Below are 17,945 nucleotides of genomic sequence, written 5' to 3' on the forward strand. Positions count from 1 at the left end.
TCATGGCTATCTGGCTGACCAAGGACTCGAAGGTCATCGTGCAGGGGATGACCGGTTCCGAGGGTTCCAAGCACACCCGGCGGATGCTTGCCGCCGGCACCGACGTCGTCGGCGGCACCAACCCGCGCAAGGCGGGCCAGACCGTGGACTTCGACGGCACCGCGCTGCCGGTCTTCGCGACCGTCGCCGAGGCCATGGCCCAGACCGGTGCCGACGTCACGGTGATCTTCGTCCCGCCGCAGTTCACCAAGGCCGCCGTGATCGAGGCCATCGACGCGGAGATCCCGCTGGCCGTCGTGATCACCGAGGGCGTCCCGGTGCACGACACCGCCGCGTTCTGGGCGTACAACGTGGCCAAGGGGGAGCGGACCCGGATCATCGGGCCGAACTGCCCGGGCATCGCCTCGCCGGGCGCCTCCAACGCCGGCATCATCCCGGCCGACATCACCGGCACCGGTCGGATCGGCCTGGTCAGCAAGAGTGGCACGCTGACGTACCAGATGATGTACGAGCTGCGTGACATCGGCTTCTCGACCTGCGTCGGCATCGGCGGCGACCCGATCATCGGGACCACCCACATCGATGCCCTGGCCGCGTTCGAGGCCGACCCGGAGACCGACGCCATCGTGATGATCGGCGAGATCGGCGGCGACGCCGAGGAGCGGGCCGCCGACTTCATCAAGGCGAACGTGACCAAGCCGGTGGTCGGCTACATCGCCGGTTTCACCGCCCCGCCCGGCAAGACCATGGGCCACGCCGGCGCGATCATCTCCGGCTCGGCGGGCACCGCCGAGGCGAAGAAGGAGGCGTTGGAGGCCGTCGGCGTGAAGGTCGGCAAGACCCCGACCGAGACCGCCAAGCTGATGCGGGAGATCATGTCCGCCGGCTGAGCCGCTTGAGACGCCGAGGGGGTCGACCGGGCGGTCGGCCCCCTCGTGTCATGTAGATCAGTCGTTGTTCCAGAACGGGTAGTTGCCGCTCGCCCGCAGGATCAGACTGCCGATGATGTTGATCACGCCGAACGCGATGGCGAGGTAGCCCAGCACCGGCGACTGGCCGTACCGTTTGGCGTCCCGGACAGACAGGTACCCGAAGACGATGCCGAGGACGCCGCAGCAGATCAGGCCCAGGACGATGCCGAGCACGCCCCACAGCGTGGTGCGGTCCCGGCCGGCGGCCGGCGGCGGCGGTGGATACGGAGCGTTCACGGCTACCTCCGAGCGGTCTGTGTCGGCCGGCTCCAGCCGGCCGACACAGACCGGCACCCGGAAGAGGCCGCGACAGGAAAAGTTCGTGTCCTGGGCCGAGGCTAGACCGGATCGCGGGCGACAAGTCGGTGGATCACGAACTTGCGGCCGATCGGGTGCGGTATCGGACTGCCCCCGACGGCGCGGCGTGCCAGAGTAGACGCGATGTCCTCCGTCACCCCTGATCAGCCCCGCCGTCCGGCCACCGGGGTGGGCGCCGACGACCGGTCCGCCGGCCGCCCACCGGGTCCCCGGGTGCCCGCACCCCGGGCCGGGGAGGCCCGCCGCAGCCGGGCCCCGCTCGCGGTCGCCGCCGGGGTAGCCGCCGCCTGGGCCGCGCTCACGTCGTACCTACCGGTCGCGCTGGTGCTCGGGCTCGCCCAGCTCAGCGAGGACGCCGGCTCCGTCGCCGGGGCGCTGCGCGCCGGCCTGGGCGGCTGGCTGCTCGGCCACGGGGTCCCGCTGAACACCGACGCCGGCCCGGTCGGACTGGCCCCGGTGGCGCTCACGGTGCTGGCGGTCTGGCGGCTGTTCCGGGCCGGCGTGCACACCAGCCGGGCGATCGGGGCCAGGGGCGGGCGGTCGCCGCGCCAGGCGCTCACCGCCGCGGGCGCGGTCGGCGTCGGGTACGCGTTGCTCGGCACCCTCGCCGCGGTGCTGGCCGGCGTCGGCGGGCCGGCGGTGTCCCCGATCCGCGCCGGCGGCACCTTCGCGGTCTTCGGCGCGTTCGCGGCCCTGGCCGGGGCGGCCCGCACCACCGGCGTGGCCGGCCTGCTCGTCGAGCGGGCGCCCGCCCCGGTGCGGGACGGGCTGCGTACCGGCCTGGTCGCCGGGTTGCTGCTGCTCGGGGCGGGGGCGGGAGTAGCCGGGCTGGCGATCGCCACCGGCGGCGGGGACGCCGCGGACATGATCGGGGCGTACCGCACGGGGGTGGCCGGTCAGGCCGGGATCACCCTGGTCAGCCTCGCCTACGCACCGAACGCCACGGTCTGGTCCACCAGCTATCTGCTCGGCCCCGGGTTCGCCGTCGGCACCGACACCGCCGTACGCACCAGCGAGGTCTCGCTCGGCGCGCTGCCGGCCGTACCGCTGCTGGCCGGCCTGCCCAGCGGGCCGGTGGACGACTTCGGGGCGGCCCTGCTCGCGATCCCGGTCCTGGCCGGCATGGCTGCCGGCTGCCTGCTCGCCCGGCGGCTGCTGCGGCGGGCCGCCGAGGACCGGACGGAGGTCACCTGGCGGGCCCTGCTGATCCCGGCGGCCCTCGCCGGCCCGGTCGCCGGACTGCTGCTCGGGGTGCTCGCGGGGGCCTCCGGCGGGCCGCTCGGCGGGGGGCGGCTGGCCGAGATCGGCCCGGTCCCGTGGCAGGTGGCCGGGACGGCCACGGCGGTGATCGCGGCCGGTGCTCTGCTCGGCGCGGCCGCCACCCGCTCCCTGTCCAAGGGCCGGACGCCTTCCTGACGCCGAGGGGCGCCCCGGGAACGGTCCCGGAGCGCCCCTCGGTGGTGCTGTCGGCTCAGGTGGTAGGCAGGTTGACGTTCGCCACGATGCCGAGGATGAACAGCACGATGCCGAGCCCGGCACCCACCGCACCGCAGATCAGACCGGCCTTGGCCTGGCCGTCGTTGCTGGCCAGGCCCTGGTTCGCCTTCTGCCGGCCGAGGTAGCCGGTGACCACCGCGGCGATGCCGACCGGGACGCCCAGGTACAGGCAGCAGACCAGCGGGATCGACGCGATGCCGAGGATCATCGACACCAGGCCGAGGGTGTTCTGCTGGCCCTGCGCCTGCGGGTAGCCGGCGTTCGGGTAGCCCGGCGCGGCTCCGTAGGGCTGCTGGGCGTACGGGTCCTGCCCGTACGGCTGGCCCGAGGCAGGCTGACCGTAGGGCTGCCCCGACGTCGGCTGGCCGTACGGCTGACCGGCGGCGGGCTGCTGACCGTACGGCGCCTGCGGCTGCTGGCCGTACGGGTCCTGCCCGTACGGCTGCCCCGATGTGGGCTGCTGCCCGTACGGCGCCTGCGGGGGCTGCTGGGCGTACGGGTCGTGGTACTGCGGCTGGTTCGGGTCGTTGGGCTGCTGGCCGTACGGGTCCTGACCGGGCTGCATTCGCTGGCGCTCCTTGCCTGAGGCTGCTGTCAGTAGCTGGTGGTGCTGGTATCCGCACCCATGATCGCCCCAATGCCGCCCAGCGCGCAGCACGCGATGGTGATCACGTACCAGGCGATGCCGACGATCAGGGCCCACTTGGACCACTTCTTCGACTCGGCGGCCGCCGCCTGCGCCCCCGCGTAGTTGCCCTGCTGGATGAGCGGGTTGACCTTCGACGCGTTGATGATCGCCGGGATGGCCAACGGCCAGAAGAGGAAGATGGCCACGATGGACATCGTCATGTTGTTATTGATCTGTTGCGGCTGGGGGGACTTGTAGTCGGGCTGCATCGCGGCCTGCTCCTTAATCCATCGACACAACGCGCATGTCGGGTCACTGACGGGTGCGGGGCCAGGCTTGTGCCGGGCACCGAGCGACCGGCAGCGTACAGGGTGGGGGCGACAACGGAGGTCAGCAATTCGTCGTTGTCCGGATCCTGATCGCCCGTGCCGACGGGCGTCCGGCCTGCCCGCCCACACGATGGCGGCCCCGACCTGCCCGATAGGGTGGCGGCGTGACCGAGCCCGCGCCCGTCGCCCGCATCGTCGTCCTCGTCTCCGGCTCCGGCAGCAATCTCCAGGCGTTGCTCGACGCCGCCGTCGACCCGGCGTACGGGGCAAGGGTTGTCGCCGTCGGCGCGGACCGGGACGGCATCGCCGGCCTGGCCCGGGCCGCTGCCGCCGGGGTGCCGACCTTCGTCGAGCGGGTCTCCGACCACCCGACCCGGGCGGACTGGGACGCCGCGCTCACCGCGCAGGTCGCCGCGCACCGCCCCGACCTCGTGGTCTCCGCCGGCTTCCTCAAGCTGGTCGGCCCCGACTTCCTCGCCGCGTTCGGCGACCGCTACCTCAACACGCACAACACCCTGCTGCCGGCGTTCCCCGGCATCCACGGCCCCCGGGACGCCCTCGCCTACGGCGTGAAGATCACCGGGGCCACCCTCTTCTTCGTCGACGCCGGGATGGACACCGGCCCGATCGTCGCCCAGGTCGCCGTGCCGGTGCTCGACGACGACGACGAGGACGCGCTCACCGAGCGCATCAAGTCCGCCGAGCGGCGCCAGCTCGTCGAGCAGGTCGGTCGGCTGGTCCGCGAAGGTTGGACGATCACCGGACGAAAGGTCACCTTTCCGTGAGTGCCACTGAGGCCGAGCGCCGCCCGATCCGGCGGGCGCTGGTCAGCGTCTACGACAAGAGCGGCCTGGTCGAGCTGGCCCGGGCCCTGCACACGGCCGGCGTGGAGCTCGTCTCGACCGGCAGCACCGCGTCGACCATCGCCGACGCCGGGGTGCCGGTGACCCCGGTCGAGTCGGTGACCGGCTTCCCCGAGATCCTCGACGGCCGGGTGAAGACCCTGCACCCGGCGATCCACGGCGGCCTCCTGGCCGACCTGCGCAAGGACTCGCACGCCGCCCAGCTCGACGAGCACGGCATCGCCGGGATCGACCTGCTGGTGTCCAACCTCTACCCGTTCCAGGCCACGGTCGCCTCGGGCGCCGGCGTCGAGGAGTGCGTGGAGCAGATCGACATCGGTGGCCCGGCGATGGTCCGCGCCGCCGCCAAGAACCACGCCTCGGTGGCCGTGGTCACCGACCCGGCCGGGTACCCGGCCGTGCTGGCGGCCCTCGGCGAGGGCGGATTCACCCTGGCCCAGCGCCGGGCGTTGGCCGCCCGCGCGTTCGCCGCCATCGCCGAGTACGACGTGGCTGTGGCCGAGTGGTGCGCCGTCACCCTGGCGCCGGACGCCGGGGGGTGGCCGGAGTTCGCCGGGCTGGCGCTGCGCCGCGGATCGGTGCTGCGCTACGGCGAGAACCCGCACCAGGCCGCCGCGCTCTACGCCGACCCGAGCAGCCCGGCGGGCCTGGCCCAGGCCGAGCAGCTGCACGGCAAGGAGATGTCGTACAACAACTACGTCGACGCGGACGCCGCGTGGCGGGCGGCGAACGACTTCGCCGACCAGCCGGCCGTGGCGATCATCAAGCACGCCAACCCGTGCGGGATCGCGGTCGGCGTCGACGTGGCCGAGGCGCACCGCCGGGCGCACGCCTGCGACCCGGTGTCGGCGTACGGCGGGGTGATCGCGGTCAACCGGCCCGTCTCCGTGGAGCTGGCCCGGCAGGTCGCCGACATCTTCACCGAGGTGCTGGTCGCGCCGGAGTTCGAGCCCGGCGCGGTGGAGGTCCTCCAGGGCAAGAAGAACATCCGGCTGCTGCGCGCCCCGGCGTACGCCCCGCTGCCGGCGGAGTGGCGGCAGGTCACCGGCGGCATCCTGGTCCAGCTGGCCGACCGGATCGACGCCGACGGCGACGACCCGGCCAACTGGCGGCTGGCCACCGGCGAGGCGGCCGACGAGGCGACGCTGCGCGACCTGGCGTTCGCCTGGCGGGCGGTGCGCGCCGTGAAGAGCAACGCGATCCTGCTGGCCAAGGACGGCGCGACCGTCGGGGTCGGCATGGGCCAGGTCAACCGGGTCGACTCGGCGCAGCTTGCGGTCACCCGGGCCGGTGCCGAACGGGTCGGGGGCTCGGTCGCCGCCTCGGACGCGTTCTTCCCCTTCGCCGACGGCCCGAAGATCCTCATCGAGGCCGGGGTGAAGGCGATCGTCCAGCCGGGCGGCTCGATCCGCGACGAGGAGGTGATCGCCGCCTGCAAGGAGGCCGGGATCACCATGTACCTGACGGCCACCCGCCACTTCTTCCACTGACCCTTCCCGCCCGCCCGCCCGCCGCCCGCAGGCGGCGGCGGGTCAGGCGGTGGGGCGGAGCTCGGCGAAGTGGCAGGCCGACGGGTGGGGGTCGGCCGCCCGGGGGACCGAGTGGGGTTCCTCGCGGGCGCAGACCTCCTGGGCCTTCCAGCAGCGGGTGCGGAAGCGGCAGCCGCTCGGCGGATCCGCCGGGCTGGGCACGTCGCCGACGAGTCGGATCATGGTCCGGTCGTCGCGGGCGTCCGGGTCGGGCACCGGCACCGCCGACAGCAGCGCCTGGGTGTACGGGTGGGTGGCCCGCTCGTAGATCTCGTCCTCGGTGCCGACCTCGACGATCTTGCCGAGGTACATCACCGCGACCCGGTCGGAGATGTGCCGCACCACGGACAGGTCGTGGGCGATGAAAATGTAGGACAGCCCGAACTCGTCCTGGAGTTGTTCCAGCAGGTTGATGACCTGGGCCTGGATGGAGACGTCCAGGGCCGACACCGGCTCGTCGCAGACGATGATCTCCGGGCGCAGGGCGAGCGCCCGGGCGATGCCGATACGTTGGCGCTGGCCGCCGGAGAACTGGTGCGGGTACCGGTTGACGTGCTCCGGGTTCAACCCGACCACGTCCAGCAGTTCCTGCACCCGCCTGCGCTTGCTGCCCTTCGGCGCGGCGTCCTGGTGGATGTCGAACGGCTCCCCGATGATGTCGCCGACCGTCATCCGCGGGTTCAACGAGGTGTACGGGTCCTGCATCACCATCTGCATGTTGCGTCGCAGCCGGCGCAGCTCCGCCCCGGACGCCCTGAACAGGTCCTTCCCCTCCAGCGTGGCCCGGCCGGAGGTGGGCGTCTCCAGCCGCATCAGCAGCCGGGCCAGGGTGGACTTGCCGCAGCCGGACTCGCCGACCACGCCGAGGGTCTCGCCCCGGCGCAGCTCGAAGCTGACCCCGTCGACGGCACGCACCGCGCCGACCTGGCGCTGGAACAGCACCCCCTTGGTGATCGGGAAGTGCTTGACCAGGCTGTCGACGGCGAGGACGGTCTCGCCCCGCACCTTGGCCGGGCTAGCGGGCGCTGTCATCACGGACCTCCTGCGCGAAGTGGCACGCGCTGGTCCGGCCGTCGCCGAGGACCAGGTCGTGCGGCACCACGTCGACGCAGACCTGCTGCACGTACGGGCACCGGGGGTGGAAGGGGCAGCCGGAGGGGATCCGCATCAGGTTCGGCGGCAGCCCCCTGATCGTCGACAGGGCCTGGCCGCGCACGTCCAGGCGCGGGATCGACTCCAGCAACCCCTTCGTGTACGGGTGGGCCGGCGCCCGGTACAGCGAGCGGACGTCGGCGTGCTCGACGATCCGGCCCGCGTACATGACGGCGATCCGGTCCGCGACGCCGGCCACCACGCCGAGGTCGTGGGTGATCAGGATCATCGCCATGTCCAGATCCCGCCGCAGGTCGGCGAGCAGGTCCATGATCTGGGCCTGCACGGTGACGTCAAGCGCGGTGGTCGGCTCGTCGGCGATCAGCACCTTCGGGTTCAGCGCCAGCGCCATCGCGATCATGACGCGCTGCCGCATCCCGCCGGAGAACTGGTGCGGGTAGTCGCCGAGCCGGTTGGCCGCCGCCGGGATCCGTACCAGGTCCATCAGCTCGACGGTCCGGGCCTTGGCGTCGCCCCGGGACATCCCCTCCCGGTGGCGCAGCGTCTCGCCGATCTGCCAGCCGACCGGGAAGACCGGGTTCAGCGCGGACAGGGCGTCCTGGAAGATCATCGCGATCTCCTTGCCGCGCACCTGGCGACGCTGCTCCTCCGACTGGCCGAGCAGGTCCCGGCCCCGGTAGAGGATCTGCCCGGAGCGGACGTGCGCCGGGGGAGTGTCCAGGATGCCCATGATCGCCTGCGCGGTGACCGACTTGCCGGACCCGGACTCGCCGAGCACGGCCAGGGTCTCGCCGGCGTCCAGGTGGTACGAGACGCCGTTGATCACCCGGGCCACCCCCTCGCTGGTGCGGAACTCGACGTGCAGGTCCCGGACATCCAGGAGGTGGCCGCCCTCGGGCGTCGGGGAGGCCGGCGTCGGCCTGACGGCGGAGTGGCTCATGAGGGGATCACCGCAGCTTCGGGTCGAAGGCGTCACGGATCGCGTCGCCGAGCATGATGAAGGCCAGCACGGTCAGCGCGAGGAAGGTCGAGGGCACCACCAGCGGGGTGGCGGACTCCCGCATGTGCACCCGACCGGCGTCGATGTCGATGCCCCAGGAGATGGTCGGCGCCTTGAGGCCGATGCCGAGGAAGCTCAGCGTCGCCTCGGCGGAGATGAACGAGCCGAGCGCGATGGTGAGCACCACGATCGCCGGGGCGAGCGCGTTCGGCAGGATGTGCCGCCACATGATCCGGCCGTTGCCGGCACCGAGCATCCGGGCGGCAGCGACGTAGTCCTGCTCCTTGGCGGTGATCACCGAGGAGCGGATCACCCGGGCCGCCGTGGTCCAGCCGAGCACCGCGAGCACGAAGATCACCGCGAGCAGCCGGACGTTGTCGCTGCTGGCGCTCACCCGCTTGAGCAGTACGATCGCGGCGAGCAGCAGCGGGATGCCGAGCACGATGTCGATCACCCGGGAGAGCACCGCGTCGACCCACCGGCCGAAGTACCCGGCGAGCATCCCGACGACCACCGCGATCAGCCCGGTGAACAGCGCCGAGAGCGCGCCGACCAGCAGCGACGCGCGGGCGCCGTAGACCGCCCGGGCGTACGTGTCGCAGCCCTGGAAGTCGTACCCGAAGATGGCCCCGCCGGACGGCCCGGCGTGCTGGCGGGAGAGCACGCAGTCGCGCGGATCGTTGGCCGTGAACAGCGCCGGGACGACCGCCATCGCGGCGATCAGGACGACCAGGAACAGGCTGATCCAGAAGATCGGTTTGCGGCGCAGGTCGCGCCAGGCGTCACCGGCCAGGCTGCGCGGCTTCCGCGGCACGCCGACCTGGTTGGGCGCCCCGGGCTCGCCCGACGGCCCCCGTCGCGCGGCCTGGTTCTCGGTGGCCGCCACGGTCTCGAAGTCGCTCATGACGCCACCTCGCTGCGCTCACTTGTGCACGCTGCGCCGATGATTCGTTCGCTGCGCTCACTCATAGCGGATCCTCGGATCGAGTACGGCGTACAGGACGTCCACTACCAGGTTGGAGACGAGGTAGACCACGACGAGCACGCTGACGATGCCCACCACCAGCGGGCCGTCCTCGGTGCGGATGCCACGGAACAGGTTGAACCCGACGCCGGGGATGTTGAACACGCCCTCGGTGATGATCGCGCCGCTCATCAGGTTGCCCAGCTCGACGCCGAGGAAGGTGATCACCGGGATGAGCGAGTTGCGCAGCACGTGCACGCTTACGATCCGCCGCTTGACCAGGCCCTTCGACCGGGCGGTGCGGACGTAGTCGGCGCGCAGGTTTTCCGCGACCGAGGTCCGGGTCAGCCGCAGCGCGGTGGCCAGCGACAGCGAGCCGAGCACGATGCCGGGCAGCAGCAGCGCGTACAGGTCGGGATCGGCGCCGGCGGTGGCCGGGAAGAGCTGCCACTTGACGCCGAGGAGGTACTGGGCGAGCGGGGCCAGCACGATCGTGGGGATGCCGAGCACCAGCAGGGTGAGCACCAGCGTCGCGTTGTCGAAGACGCTGCCCCGCCGGATGCCGGCGATCACCCCGGCGGTGACCCCGAAGACGACCGTCACCGCCATGGCGATCAGGGCGAGCTTGACGGTGACCGGCCAGGCGGCGGCGAGGATGTCGCCGATCTGCCGGCCGGTCAGCGACTGTCCCAGGTCGCCCTGGAGCAGGTTCTTCAGGTAGTCGAAGTAGCGGTAGAAGAAGCCGCCGACACCGGTCCGGTCGAGGTGGAACTTCTCCGTCAGGTATGCCCGCTGGGCGGCGGTGACCGGGCGTTCCCCCGCGAGCGCCTGGATCGGGTCGCCCTGACCGGCGAACATCAGCGCGTAGACGATCAGCGTGGTCCCGAAGAAGGCGAGGACCATCTGGAGCAGTCGCCGCAGAATGAAGCGGAGCATACTGAGCAGTCTTCCTGAAAAGGGGCAAAGCGGTGGCGGGTCGGGTCACCTCGCGGTGACCCGACCCGTCTTCCCGGGGGAGCTACTTGATGGCTTCGATCTTCAGCAGGTCGATGCGGTCGAAGAGGTCCATCTCCACGTTCGTGACCTTGGTCGAGTGGCCGAGGTTGTTCTGGCCGTACCGGAGCGGGATCACCGGCATGTCCTCGGCCAGCAGGTCCTCCGCGGCCTGGTACTTCTTGACGGCCTCCTCCTCGTTCGCGGCCTTGGCGCCCTCGGCGAGCAGCTTGTCGAACTCCGGGTTGCTGTAGCCGTAGTAGTTCGACGAACCGTTGGTGCTGTACAGCGGGCCCAGGTAGTTCTCCATCGACGGGTAGTCCATGACCCAGCCCATCCGGAACAGGCCGACCGGCTGCTTGGCCTTGACCTTGGTCAGCAGGTCAGCGAACTTCGGCTCGGCGTTGCCCACGCAATCCACGCCCAGGTTGGCCTTGAGCTGGTTGCAGGTCGCGTCGACCCAGTCCTTGTGGCCGCCGTCGCCGTTGTACGACAGCTCGATCTTCTTCGGGCCGCCCGCGGCCTCGTACGCCGCCTTGGCCTTGGCCGGGTCGAACTCGCCGGCGGCGCCGATGGTGTCCTCCCGGTAGCCCGCGACGACCGGCGAGACGAACGAGCGGGCCGGCTGCTGCGAGTCCTTGAAGATCGACCTGGTGATCTCGTCCCGGTCGATCGCCATGGAGATCGCCTTGCGCACCTCGGGCTTGCTGAACTCTTCCTGGAACGTCGGGAAGGCCAGCACCTGGAGCGACGAGGCGGGGCTCTGCTTGAACCGGTCGCCGAGGTCGGTGCCGGCGGTCGACAGGTTCTCGGTCGGGATCGTCTTGATCACGTCGAGGTTGTCCGACAGCACGTCCGCGTACGCGGCGGTCAGCTGCTGGTAGATCCGGAACTCGACGCCGGCCACCTTCGGCTGCTGGCCGGGGAAGGCGTCGTACTTCTCCACCTCGACCTTGGCGTCGTGCTGCCACGAGCCCTTCATCCGGAACGGGCCCTGGCCGATCGGGGCCTGCTCGTACCCCTCGGCGAGCACGCCGGGGGCGGAGAACGCGGCCTTCGGCAGCGGGTAGAACGCTGTGTAGCCGAGCATGGTCCGGAACTCGCTGTACGGCTGGGCCAGCGTCACGGTGAAGGTCAGGTCGTCGACCTTCTCCAGGCCGGTCAGCGTCTTCGCCTTCGGCTGCTCGCCCTGGAGGTCGTCGTAGCCGGCGATCTTCTCGAAGAAGTAGCTGGAGTTCTGCCCGTTGGGGGCGTACGCGCCGTGGTTCCAGGCGTCGATGTAGTTCTCGGCCGTGACCTTCTCGCCGTTGTGGAAGGTGTAGCCGTCCTTGAGCTTGACCGTCCAGACCTTGTTGTCCGACGACGTCACGGACTCGGCGGCCACCTCGTACGGCTTGTTCGCCTCGTCGTAGTCGACGAGCGGGCTGAACAGGGCGCTGAGCACCTGCGAGCCGCTGGTCTCGTTGGTGTTGGTCGGCACCAGGTGCTGCGGCTCGGCGATCTCGATCCGCACGGCCGCACTGGGGTCGCTCTCGCCGGATCCGCCGTCGCCGCCCGAGCCGCAGGCCACCAGGCCCAGGGTCACCGCGAGCGGGAGGGCGGTCCAGGCGGCAAGCCTACGAACTCGCATTCGGTCTCCTCATCTCCATTACGCTGCGCGGTCAGGCCCGGCGCTGGGTAACGCTGCGCAACGATCGGTAACGGTAGGTCGCGGGAGTGGCGATCGGCAACGGAGCCGTGGCGAACCGGTAACGGAGCGGGGTCTCCGGCCTTGCCCGCAGCCGCCGGCCCTGCTACGTCCTGTCGGAGAAATGGGCTGTCAACAGCCCTCGGGGGTGCGGATCGAGCCGAGATGGCACCAGTACGCGACCCGTGTCCGCCGACCGCCGAGAGTCCGGTTTGTGGCCCCGATGGCCAGGCCGCCCGGATCGGCCGGTGACGCGGTCCACAGATCGTCACGATCAGTGACAATGCCCACGTGGTCTCATCGTCACGGACTGTGGTGGGTCGGCCCCGGGCGCCGGCCGGGCCGGCCGCCCGTCGCGGCGGGCGCGGGTCCCCGGGTCGGCGTGTCCGGGGCGTGAGACGATCTGGACGTGACGGCGACGATCCTGGACGGCAAGGCGACCGCGGCGGAGATCAAGGACGAGCTGCGGACGCGGGTCAAAGCACTGGCGGAGCGCGGCATCACCCCGGGACTGGGTACCGTCCTGGTCGGGGCGGACCCCGGTTCCCAGGCGTACGTCAACGGCAAGCACCGCGACTGCGCCGAGGTGGGCATCGCCTCGCTTCGTCGCGAGTTGCCCGCCGACGCCACCCAGCAGCAGGTCGACGACGCGTTGGCCGAGCTGAACGCCGACCCGGCCTGCCACGGGTACATCGTCCAGCTCCCGCTGCCGGGTCACCTCGACACCCAGCGCGCGCTGGAGATGATCGACCCGGACAAGGACGCCGACGGGCTGCATCCGGTCAACCTCGGTCGGCTGGTCCTCGGCTACCCCGGCCCGCTGCCCTGCACCCCGCGCGGCATCGTCGAGCTGCTCCGCCGGCACGACGTGGCGCTGCGCGGCGCCAATGTCGCCGTCGTCGGCCGGGGCAACACCGTGGGTCGCCCGCTCGGCCTGCTGCTCACCCGGCGCAGCGAGAACGCCACGGTGACCCTGTGCCACACCGGCACCCTCGACCTGGCCTCGCACACCCGGGCGGCGGACGTCGTCATCGTCGCGGCCGGGGTGCCGGGGCTGCTCACCGCGGACCTGGTCACCCCCGGCGCGACGGTGGTCGACGTCGGCATCACCCGGGTGATCGGCGAGGACGGCAAGGGCCGCTACACCGGTGATGTCGCCCCCGAGGTGGCCGAGGTGGCCGGGAGGCTGGTCCCGATGCCCGGCGGCGTCGGCCCGATGACCCGCGCCATGCTGCTCACCAACGTCGTCGAGCGCGCCGAGGGCAACTGAGCCACCGTCCGGTCCCGTGGCCACCGTCCGGTCCCGTGGCCACCGTCCGGTCCGTGGCTGCCGTCCGGGGCCGGCGGCGGGGCCTCGACCCATCCTGTCGAAAGGTCGCCGGTTATGCCCCGATCGGTGCCAGGATGACTGATGCGGGCCGGTAATCCGCCGGGTATCAGGGAGTGGGATGACCATGGGTAAGAAGGTCACTGTCGTCGGGGCCGGCTTCTACGGCTCCACCACCGCGCAGCGCCTGGCCGAGTACGACGTCTTCGATACCGTGGTGATCACCGACATCGTGGAGGGCAAGCCGGCCGGCCTGGCCCTGGACCTCAACCAGTCGCGCCCCGTCGAGGGCTTCGAGACCACGGTCGTCGGTGTCACCACCGGCCGGAACGGCGAGGGGTACGAGGCCATCGCGGGCTCGGACGTCGTGGTGGTCACCGCCGGCCTGCCGCGCAAGCCGGGCATGAGCCGGATGGACCTCCTGGAGACCAACGCCAAGATCGTCCGCCAGGTGGCCGAGAACGTGGCCCGGCACGCCCCGGACGCCGTGGTCATCGTCGTGTCCAACCCGCTGGACGAGATGACCGCGCTGGCCCAGCTCGCCACCGGGTTCCCGAAGAACCGGGTGCTCGGCCAGGCCGGCATGCTCGACTCCGCCCGGTTCACCAACTTCGTCGCCGAGGCCCTGGCCGTGCCGGTGCGGTCGGTGAAGACCCTGACCCTCGGCTCGCACGGCGACACCATGGTGCCGGTCCCGTCGAGGAGCACCGTCGACGGCAGGCCGCTGCGCGAGGCGATGCCGGCCGAGCAGATCGAGGAGCTGGTGGTCAAGACCCGCAACGGCGGCGCCGAGGTGGTCGCCCTGCTGAAGACCGGCTCGGCGTACTACGCCCCGTCGGCCGCCGCCGCCCGGATGGCCAGGGCCGTCGCGGAGGACTCCGGGGAGGTGATGCCGGTCTGCGCCTGGGTCGACGGCGAGTACGGCATCTCCGGCGTGTACCTCGGCGTCGAGGCCGAGATCGGCGCCGGGGGCGTCCGGCGAATCATCGAGACCGACCTGGACCCCGACGAACTGGCCAGCCTCAAGTCCGCCGCCGAAGCCGTCCGCACCAAACAGTCCGACATCACCGACATGTAACCCAGCCCGCGGCCCCTTTCGCCGTTGATCAAGAAGCTTGTGTCCCACCAAGCCCGGATCCCGACGGAAACTTCCTGATCAACGCTGCCGGTGGGGCAGCGCCAGGAAGGGCTCGCCCAGGTGCGGGGTGGCCAGGGTGGTCGGGGGGTGCGCGAGCAGGGTGCGCAGCAGGGCCGTGCGGGTGTCGCGCGCCGTGGCCGGCTGCTCGTCGTGGGCGTACGCCAGGCCGGGGTCGACGAGCTGGACCGCGTGCACCAGCAGGTCGCCGGTGACCAGTAGCCGCTCGTCGCCCGCGTCCACCAGCACCGACTGGTGACCGGGGGTGTGCCCCGGCGTGCTCAGCACGCGTACCCCCGGGGTCAGCGGGGTGTCGCCGTCGAGGACCCGGAGCTGGCCGGCGGCGCGCAACGGCGCGACCAGCCCGGCGACCAGCCACGGATTGACCGACCCCAGGGCGTCCAGCTCGGCACGTTGCACCAGGTAGTCGGCGTTGCCGAACCACGGTGTGCCGGCCGTGCCGGTGACCGCCCAGCCGACGTGATCGGTGTGCAGGTGGGTCAGCACCACCGTGCGGACGTCGGCGGGGTCGATGCCGGCGGCGGCCAGCTCGGCCGGTAGCCGACCGGGCACCGGGGCCCAGCTCGCGGCGGGGGAGCCGGCCGGGCCGATGCCGGCGTCGACCAGGGTGACCGGGCCGTCCCCGGCGCGCAGGGCGAAGCAGCGGAACTGCAGCCACCACCGCCCGTCGTCGGTGACCGCGGCCGGATCCCGATCGTCGGCCGCGCGCCAGTGCTCGGCCGTGGCGCCCGGGAACGCCTCCTCACGGGGCTGGAAGAACGGGCCCTCCCCGTCGGCCAGCGCGGTGACCGTGATAGACCCGAGGGTGCGGCGCGGCGGCATCCGGTGATGGTGCCAGTGATCTCCCGTGCCGTGCACCCCGTTTTCGCCGGCCCACCGAGGCCGGCTGGGGACTGCCGGCCAGTTTCCAGTACGCTCGTACTGCTTGAGCACGTGTCCCCTGAGAGGAGCGCCGGTCGATGGCGAAGATCAAGGTAAACAACCCGGTCGTGGAGATCGACGGCGACGAGATGACCCGGATCATCTGGAAGCAGATCCGGGAGCAGCTGATCCTGCCCTACCTCGACGTCGACCTGCACTACTACGACCTCTCGATCCAGCACCGCGACGAGACCGACGACCAGGTCACGATCGACGCCGCCAACGCCATCAAGGAGCACGGCGTCGGCGTCAAGTGCGCCACCATCACCCCGGACGAGGCCCGGGTGGAGGAGTTCGGCCTGAAGAAGATGTGGCGGTCGCCGAACGGCACCATCCGCAACATCCTCGGCGGCGTCGTCTTCCGCGAGCCGATCATCATGTCCAACGTGCCGCGCCTGGTCCCGGGCTGGACCAAGCCGATCATCATCGGCCGGCACGCCCACGGTGACCAGTACAAGGCCACCGACTTCGTCGTCCCCGGCCCGGGCACGGTGACCATCACCTACACCCCGGCCGACGGCTCCGCGCCGGTGGAGATGGAGGTCGCCAAGTTCCCCGGCGGCGGCATCGCCATGGGCATGTACAACTACGACGAGTCGATCCGGGACTTTGCCCGCGCCTCGTTCCGGTACGGCCTGGACCGCAACTACCCGGTCTACCTGTCCACCAAGAACACCATCCTCAAGGCGTACGACGGTCGTTTCAAGGACCTCTTCGCCGAGGTGTTCGAGAACGAGTTCAAGTCGGAGTTCGCGGCCGCCGGCATCACCTACGAGCACCGGCTGATCGACGACATGGTCGCCGCCGCCCTCAAGTGGGAGGGCGGGTACGTCTGGGCCTGCAAGAACTACGACGGTGACGTGCAGTCCGACACCGTCGCGCAGGGCTTCGGCTCGCTCGGCCTGATGACCTCGGTGCTGCTCTCCCCGGACGGCCGCACCGTCGAGGCGGAGGCCGCACACGGCACCGTCACCCGGCACTACCGGCAGTACCAGAAGGGCGAGAAGACCTCGACCAACCCGATCGCCTCCATCTACGCCTGGACCCGGGGCCTGGCCCACCGGGGCAAGCTGGACGGCACCCCGGCGGTCACCGAGTTCGCCAACACCCTGGAGCAGGTCATCGTCGACACCGTCGAGGGCGGCCAGATGACCAAGGATCTCTCGCTGCTCATCTCGCGGGACGCCCCGTGGCTGACCACCGACGAGTTCATGAACGCGCTGGACGAGAACCTGGCGCGTCGGCTCGCCGCCTGACCGTCCGTCCCCGCGCGGGGAGTGCGTCACCGACCGAGCCCGCCGGCCCCGTGCCGGCGGGCTCGATCGTGTCCGGGCTCCGTGGTGTCCGGGCGGCGGCCTTCCCTGTGCGCCTGCCGTCACCGTGCGTGAGATTGCTCGTTGAGCCTGGTGGACGTGGTGCCAGTCGCGTCCAGGAAGGTTGACCGCGGGTCGCCTCGCGGCGCGAGTGCCGATAAGCCAGCCTTCCCGGCTGTCGCACACAGCCAGCCGTCCCTTCCCTGCGGGGGGCCCGTTCCGGGCCCCCCGCGCCCTGTGTCCCTGCCGAATCTCCGGTCAGGCGGCGCGGAGCAACTCGGCGGCGCGTTCCGGGGCGATGTCGTTGATGAACACCCCCATGCCCGACTCCGAGCCGGCCAGGTACTTCAGCTTGTCCGCGGCACGCCGGATGCTGAACAGCTCAAGGTGGAGGTGCCCCAGCTCGCGGTCGATCCGTACCGGGGCCTGGTGCCAGGCGGCGATGTAGGGCATCGGCAGCTCGAACAGCCCGTCGAAGCGGCGCAGCAGGTCCAGGTGGAGCGGGCCGAAGGCGTCCCGCTCCTCGTCGGTCAGGGCGGGGATGTCCGGCACCGGCCGGTGCGGGGCGACGTGCACCTCGAACGGCCATCGGGCCGCCGCCGGCACGTACGCCGTCCAGTGCTCGTTGCTCGTGACCACGCGGGCCCCGGCGGCGCGTTCGGCGGCGAGGACGTCGGCGTAGAGGTTGCCGCCGCCGGTGCGCCCCGCGTGCCGACGGGCCGCGCCGAGCATCGCCCGGGTGCGTGGCGTGACGAACGGGTACGCGTAGATCTGGCCGTGCGGGTGGTGCAGGGTCACCCCGATCTCCACGCCCCGGTTCTCGAAGCAGAACACCTGCTCCACCCCGGGCAGCTCGGCCAGCGCCGTGGTGCGGTCGGCGAGGGCGTCCAGCACGGTGCGGACCCGGTGCGGCGGGAGGCCGGCGAACGACGCGTTGTGGTCGTCGGTGAAGCACACCACCTCGCACCGCCCCCGGCCGGGCCGGACCGGGGTGAACGGGGTGATCTCCGCAGGTTCCTCGGCGGTCCGCTGGCTCAGCGACGGGAACCGGTTCTCGAACACGGCGACGTCGTAGTCCGGCGCCGGGATCTCGCTGAGCCGGTCGCCCCGGGACGGGCAGAGCGGGCACTGGTCGGCCGGGGGCAGGAAGGTGCGGGTCTGCCGGTGCGCGGCGACGGTCACCCACTCGTCGGTCAGCGGGTCGTACCGGAGCTGGGACGCGGGCGGGGGCGGCGGCAGTTCCCGCCGGTCCGGCTGGTCGCGGACCGCGTCGTCCCGCTCGTCGAAGTAGATCAGCTCCCGACCGTCGGCCAGCTCGATCGTCGTGCGCTTCACT

General features: G+C 71.6%; 17 protein-coding genes. 7 read left to right on the forward strand and 10 right to left on the reverse strand.

All coding sequences use genetic code 11. The annotated features are described in order from the left end of the window. Nucleotides 1-2: 2 nt before the first annotated feature. A complete protein-coding gene (gene sucD / locus ACFYZF_RS02955; RefSeq protein WP_350881783.1) occupies nt 3-890 on the forward strand; it encodes a succinate--CoA ligase subunit alpha in 888 nt (295 codons plus the stop codon). Nucleotides 891-947: 57 nt separating this feature from the next. Here the strand turns inward: sucD and ACFYZF_RS02960 are convergent, their stop codons facing one another. After that, nucleotides 948-1,208 (reverse strand): DUF4190 domain-containing protein, encoded by a 261-nt coding sequence (locus ACFYZF_RS02960; RefSeq protein WP_387015218.1) that lies wholly within the window; start codon nt 1,206-1,208, stop codon nt 948-950. A gap of 204 nt (nt 1,209-1,412) precedes the next feature. Between ACFYZF_RS02960 and ACFYZF_RS02965 the strand changes: the two genes are divergently transcribed. Then, complete coding sequence (locus ACFYZF_RS02965) at nt 1,413-2,705, forward strand: DUF6350 family protein (protein ID WP_387015220.1); 1,293 nt, start codon at nt 1,413-1,415, stop codon at nt 2,703-2,705. 55 nt (nt 2,706-2,760) lie between these two features. On the opposite strand, the gene ACFYZF_RS02970 is transcribed toward ACFYZF_RS02965, so the two are convergent. Next, nucleotides 2,761-3,351, reverse strand: a complete 591-nt coding sequence (locus tag ACFYZF_RS02970) for a DUF4190 domain-containing protein (RefSeq protein WP_387015223.1) — start codon at nt 3,349-3,351, stop codon at nt 2,761-2,763. A gap of 29 nt (nt 3,352-3,380) precedes the next feature. Then, entirely contained in the window at nt 3,381-3,683 is a 303-nt protein-coding gene (locus tag ACFYZF_RS02975) for a CD225/dispanin family protein (protein ID WP_387015226.1), read from the reverse strand. Nucleotides 3,684-3,907: 224 nt separating this feature from the next. Here ACFYZF_RS02975 and purN point away from each other — a divergent pair, with 224 nt between their 5' ends. Together purN and purH are read left to right on the forward strand one after the other, a co-directional pair. After that, entirely contained in the window at nt 3,908-4,528 is a 621-nt protein-coding gene (purN, locus tag ACFYZF_RS02980) for a phosphoribosylglycinamide formyltransferase (protein WP_387015229.1), read from the forward strand. Next, nucleotides 4,525-6,096, forward strand: coding sequence for a bifunctional phosphoribosylaminoimidazolecarboxamide formyltransferase/IMP cyclohydrolase (gene purH / locus ACFYZF_RS02985; RefSeq protein ID WP_387015231.1), 1,572 nt, complete (start codon nt 4,525-4,527; stop codon nt 6,094-6,096). Before purN ends, purH begins: the two co-directional genes overlap by 4 nt. Before the next feature lie 42 nt (nt 6,097-6,138). Here purH and ACFYZF_RS02990 read toward each other — a convergent pair whose 3' ends face one another. From ACFYZF_RS02990 to ACFYZF_RS03010, 5 genes are all read right to left on the reverse strand, one after another. Continuing rightward, nucleotides 6,139-7,167: an ABC transporter ATP-binding protein gene (locus ACFYZF_RS02990; RefSeq protein WP_387015233.1), complete on the reverse strand. Its 1,029-nt coding sequence runs from the start codon at nt 7,165-7,167 to the stop codon at nt 6,139-6,141. Then, the gene (locus ACFYZF_RS02995; protein WP_387015236.1) at nt 7,151-8,188 is read right to left on the reverse strand and encodes an ABC transporter ATP-binding protein; all 1,038 of its coding nucleotides are present in this window, start codon (nt 8,186-8,188) and stop codon (nt 7,151-7,153) included. The genes ACFYZF_RS02990 and ACFYZF_RS02995 overlap by 17 nt, the downstream gene beginning before the upstream one ends. Before the next feature lie 7 nt (nt 8,189-8,195). After that, nucleotides 8,196-9,152: an ABC transporter permease gene (locus ACFYZF_RS03000; protein WP_387015239.1), complete on the reverse strand. Its 957-nt coding sequence runs from the start codon at nt 9,150-9,152 to the stop codon at nt 8,196-8,198. Nucleotides 9,153-9,209: 57 nt separating this feature from the next. Then, nucleotides 9,210-10,148: an ABC transporter permease gene (locus ACFYZF_RS03005; protein WP_387015241.1), complete on the reverse strand. Its 939-nt coding sequence runs from the start codon at nt 10,146-10,148 to the stop codon at nt 9,210-9,212. 82 nt (nt 10,149-10,230) lie between these two features. Continuing rightward, on the reverse strand, nt 10,231-11,835 hold the full coding sequence (locus tag ACFYZF_RS03010; protein WP_387015243.1) for an ABC transporter substrate-binding protein: 1,605 nt from the start codon (nt 11,833-11,835) through the stop codon (nt 10,231-10,233). Nucleotides 11,836-12,301: 466 nt separating this feature from the next. Here ACFYZF_RS03010 and ACFYZF_RS03015 point away from each other — a divergent pair, with 466 nt between their 5' ends. After that, nucleotides 12,302-13,162, forward strand: coding sequence for a bifunctional methylenetetrahydrofolate dehydrogenase/methenyltetrahydrofolate cyclohydrolase (locus ACFYZF_RS03015; protein WP_387015246.1), 861 nt, complete (start codon nt 12,302-12,304; stop codon nt 13,160-13,162). 184 nt (nt 13,163-13,346) lie between these two features. Continuing rightward, complete coding sequence (gene mdh / locus ACFYZF_RS03020; protein WP_387016032.1) at nt 13,347-14,297, forward strand: malate dehydrogenase; 951 nt, start codon at nt 13,347-13,349, stop codon at nt 14,295-14,297. Nucleotides 14,298-14,375: 78 nt separating this feature from the next. Here the strand turns inward: mdh and ACFYZF_RS03025 are convergent, their stop codons facing one another. After that, nucleotides 14,376-15,197, reverse strand: a complete 822-nt coding sequence (locus ACFYZF_RS03025; protein WP_387015249.1) for an MBL fold metallo-hydrolase — start codon at nt 15,195-15,197, stop codon at nt 14,376-14,378. Between the two features lie 137 nt (nt 15,198-15,334). On the opposite strand from ACFYZF_RS03025, the gene ACFYZF_RS03030 reads away from it, so the two are divergent. Continuing rightward, nucleotides 15,335-16,552, forward strand: coding sequence for an NADP-dependent isocitrate dehydrogenase (locus tag ACFYZF_RS03030; protein ID WP_387015252.1), 1,218 nt, complete (start codon nt 15,335-15,337; stop codon nt 16,550-16,552). Nucleotides 16,553-16,867: 315 nt separating this feature from the next. Here ACFYZF_RS03030 and galT read toward each other — a convergent pair whose 3' ends face one another. Continuing rightward, nucleotides 16,868-17,944: a galactose-1-phosphate uridylyltransferase gene (gene galT, locus ACFYZF_RS03035; RefSeq protein WP_387015255.1), complete on the reverse strand. Its 1,077-nt coding sequence runs from the start codon at nt 17,942-17,944 to the stop codon at nt 16,868-16,870. Nucleotide 17,945: the final 1 nt, after the last annotated feature.

Source organism: Micromonospora sp. NPDC001898 (genome assembly GCF_042891255.1).
Taxonomy (GTDB): Bacteria; Actinomycetota; Actinomycetes; order Mycobacteriales; family Micromonosporaceae; genus Micromonospora.

What these genes read in the sequence shown, in the direction of transcription:
- sucD (WP_350881783.1), top strand. Translation starts at nt 3, where the DNA reads ATGGCTATCTGGCTGACCAAGGACTCGAAGGTCATCGTGCAGGGGATG.
- ACFYZF_RS02965 (WP_387015220.1), top strand. Translation starts at nt 1,413, where the DNA reads ATGTCCTCCGTCACCCCTGATCAGCCCCGCCGTCCGGCCACCGGGGTG.
- ACFYZF_RS02970 (WP_387015223.1), bottom strand. Translation starts at nt 3,351, where the DNA reads ATGCAGCCCGGTCAGGACCCGTACGGCCAGCAGCCCAACGACCCGAAC.
- ACFYZF_RS02975 (WP_387015226.1), bottom strand. Translation starts at nt 3,683, where the DNA reads ATGCAGCCCGACTACAAGTCCCCCCAGCCGCAACAGATCAATAACAAC.
- ACFYZF_RS02990 (WP_387015233.1), bottom strand. Translation starts at nt 7,167, where the DNA reads ATGACAGCGCCCGCTAGCCCGGCCAAGGTGCGGGGCGAGACCGTCCTC.
- ACFYZF_RS02995 (WP_387015236.1), bottom strand. Translation starts at nt 8,188, where the DNA reads ATGAGCCACTCCGCCGTCAGGCCGACGCCGGCCTCCCCGACGCCCGAG.
- ACFYZF_RS03000 (WP_387015239.1), bottom strand. Translation starts at nt 9,152, where the DNA reads ATGAGCGACTTCGAGACCGTGGCGGCCACCGAGAACCAGGCCGCGCGA.
- ACFYZF_RS03005 (WP_387015241.1), bottom strand. Translation starts at nt 10,148, where the DNA reads ATGCTCCGCTTCATTCTGCGGCGACTGCTCCAGATGGTCCTCGCCTTC.
- ACFYZF_RS03010 (WP_387015243.1), bottom strand. Translation starts at nt 11,835, where the DNA reads ATGCGAGTTCGTAGGCTTGCCGCCTGGACCGCCCTCCCGCTCGCGGTG.
- mdh (WP_387016032.1), top strand. Translation starts at nt 13,347, where the DNA reads ATGGGTAAGAAGGTCACTGTCGTCGGGGCCGGCTTCTACGGCTCCACC.
- ACFYZF_RS03025 (WP_387015249.1), bottom strand. Translation starts at nt 15,197, where the DNA reads ATGCCGCCGCGCCGCACCCTCGGGTCTATCACGGTCACCGCGCTGGCC.
- ACFYZF_RS03030 (WP_387015252.1), top strand. Translation starts at nt 15,335, where the DNA reads ATGGCGAAGATCAAGGTAAACAACCCGGTCGTGGAGATCGACGGCGAC.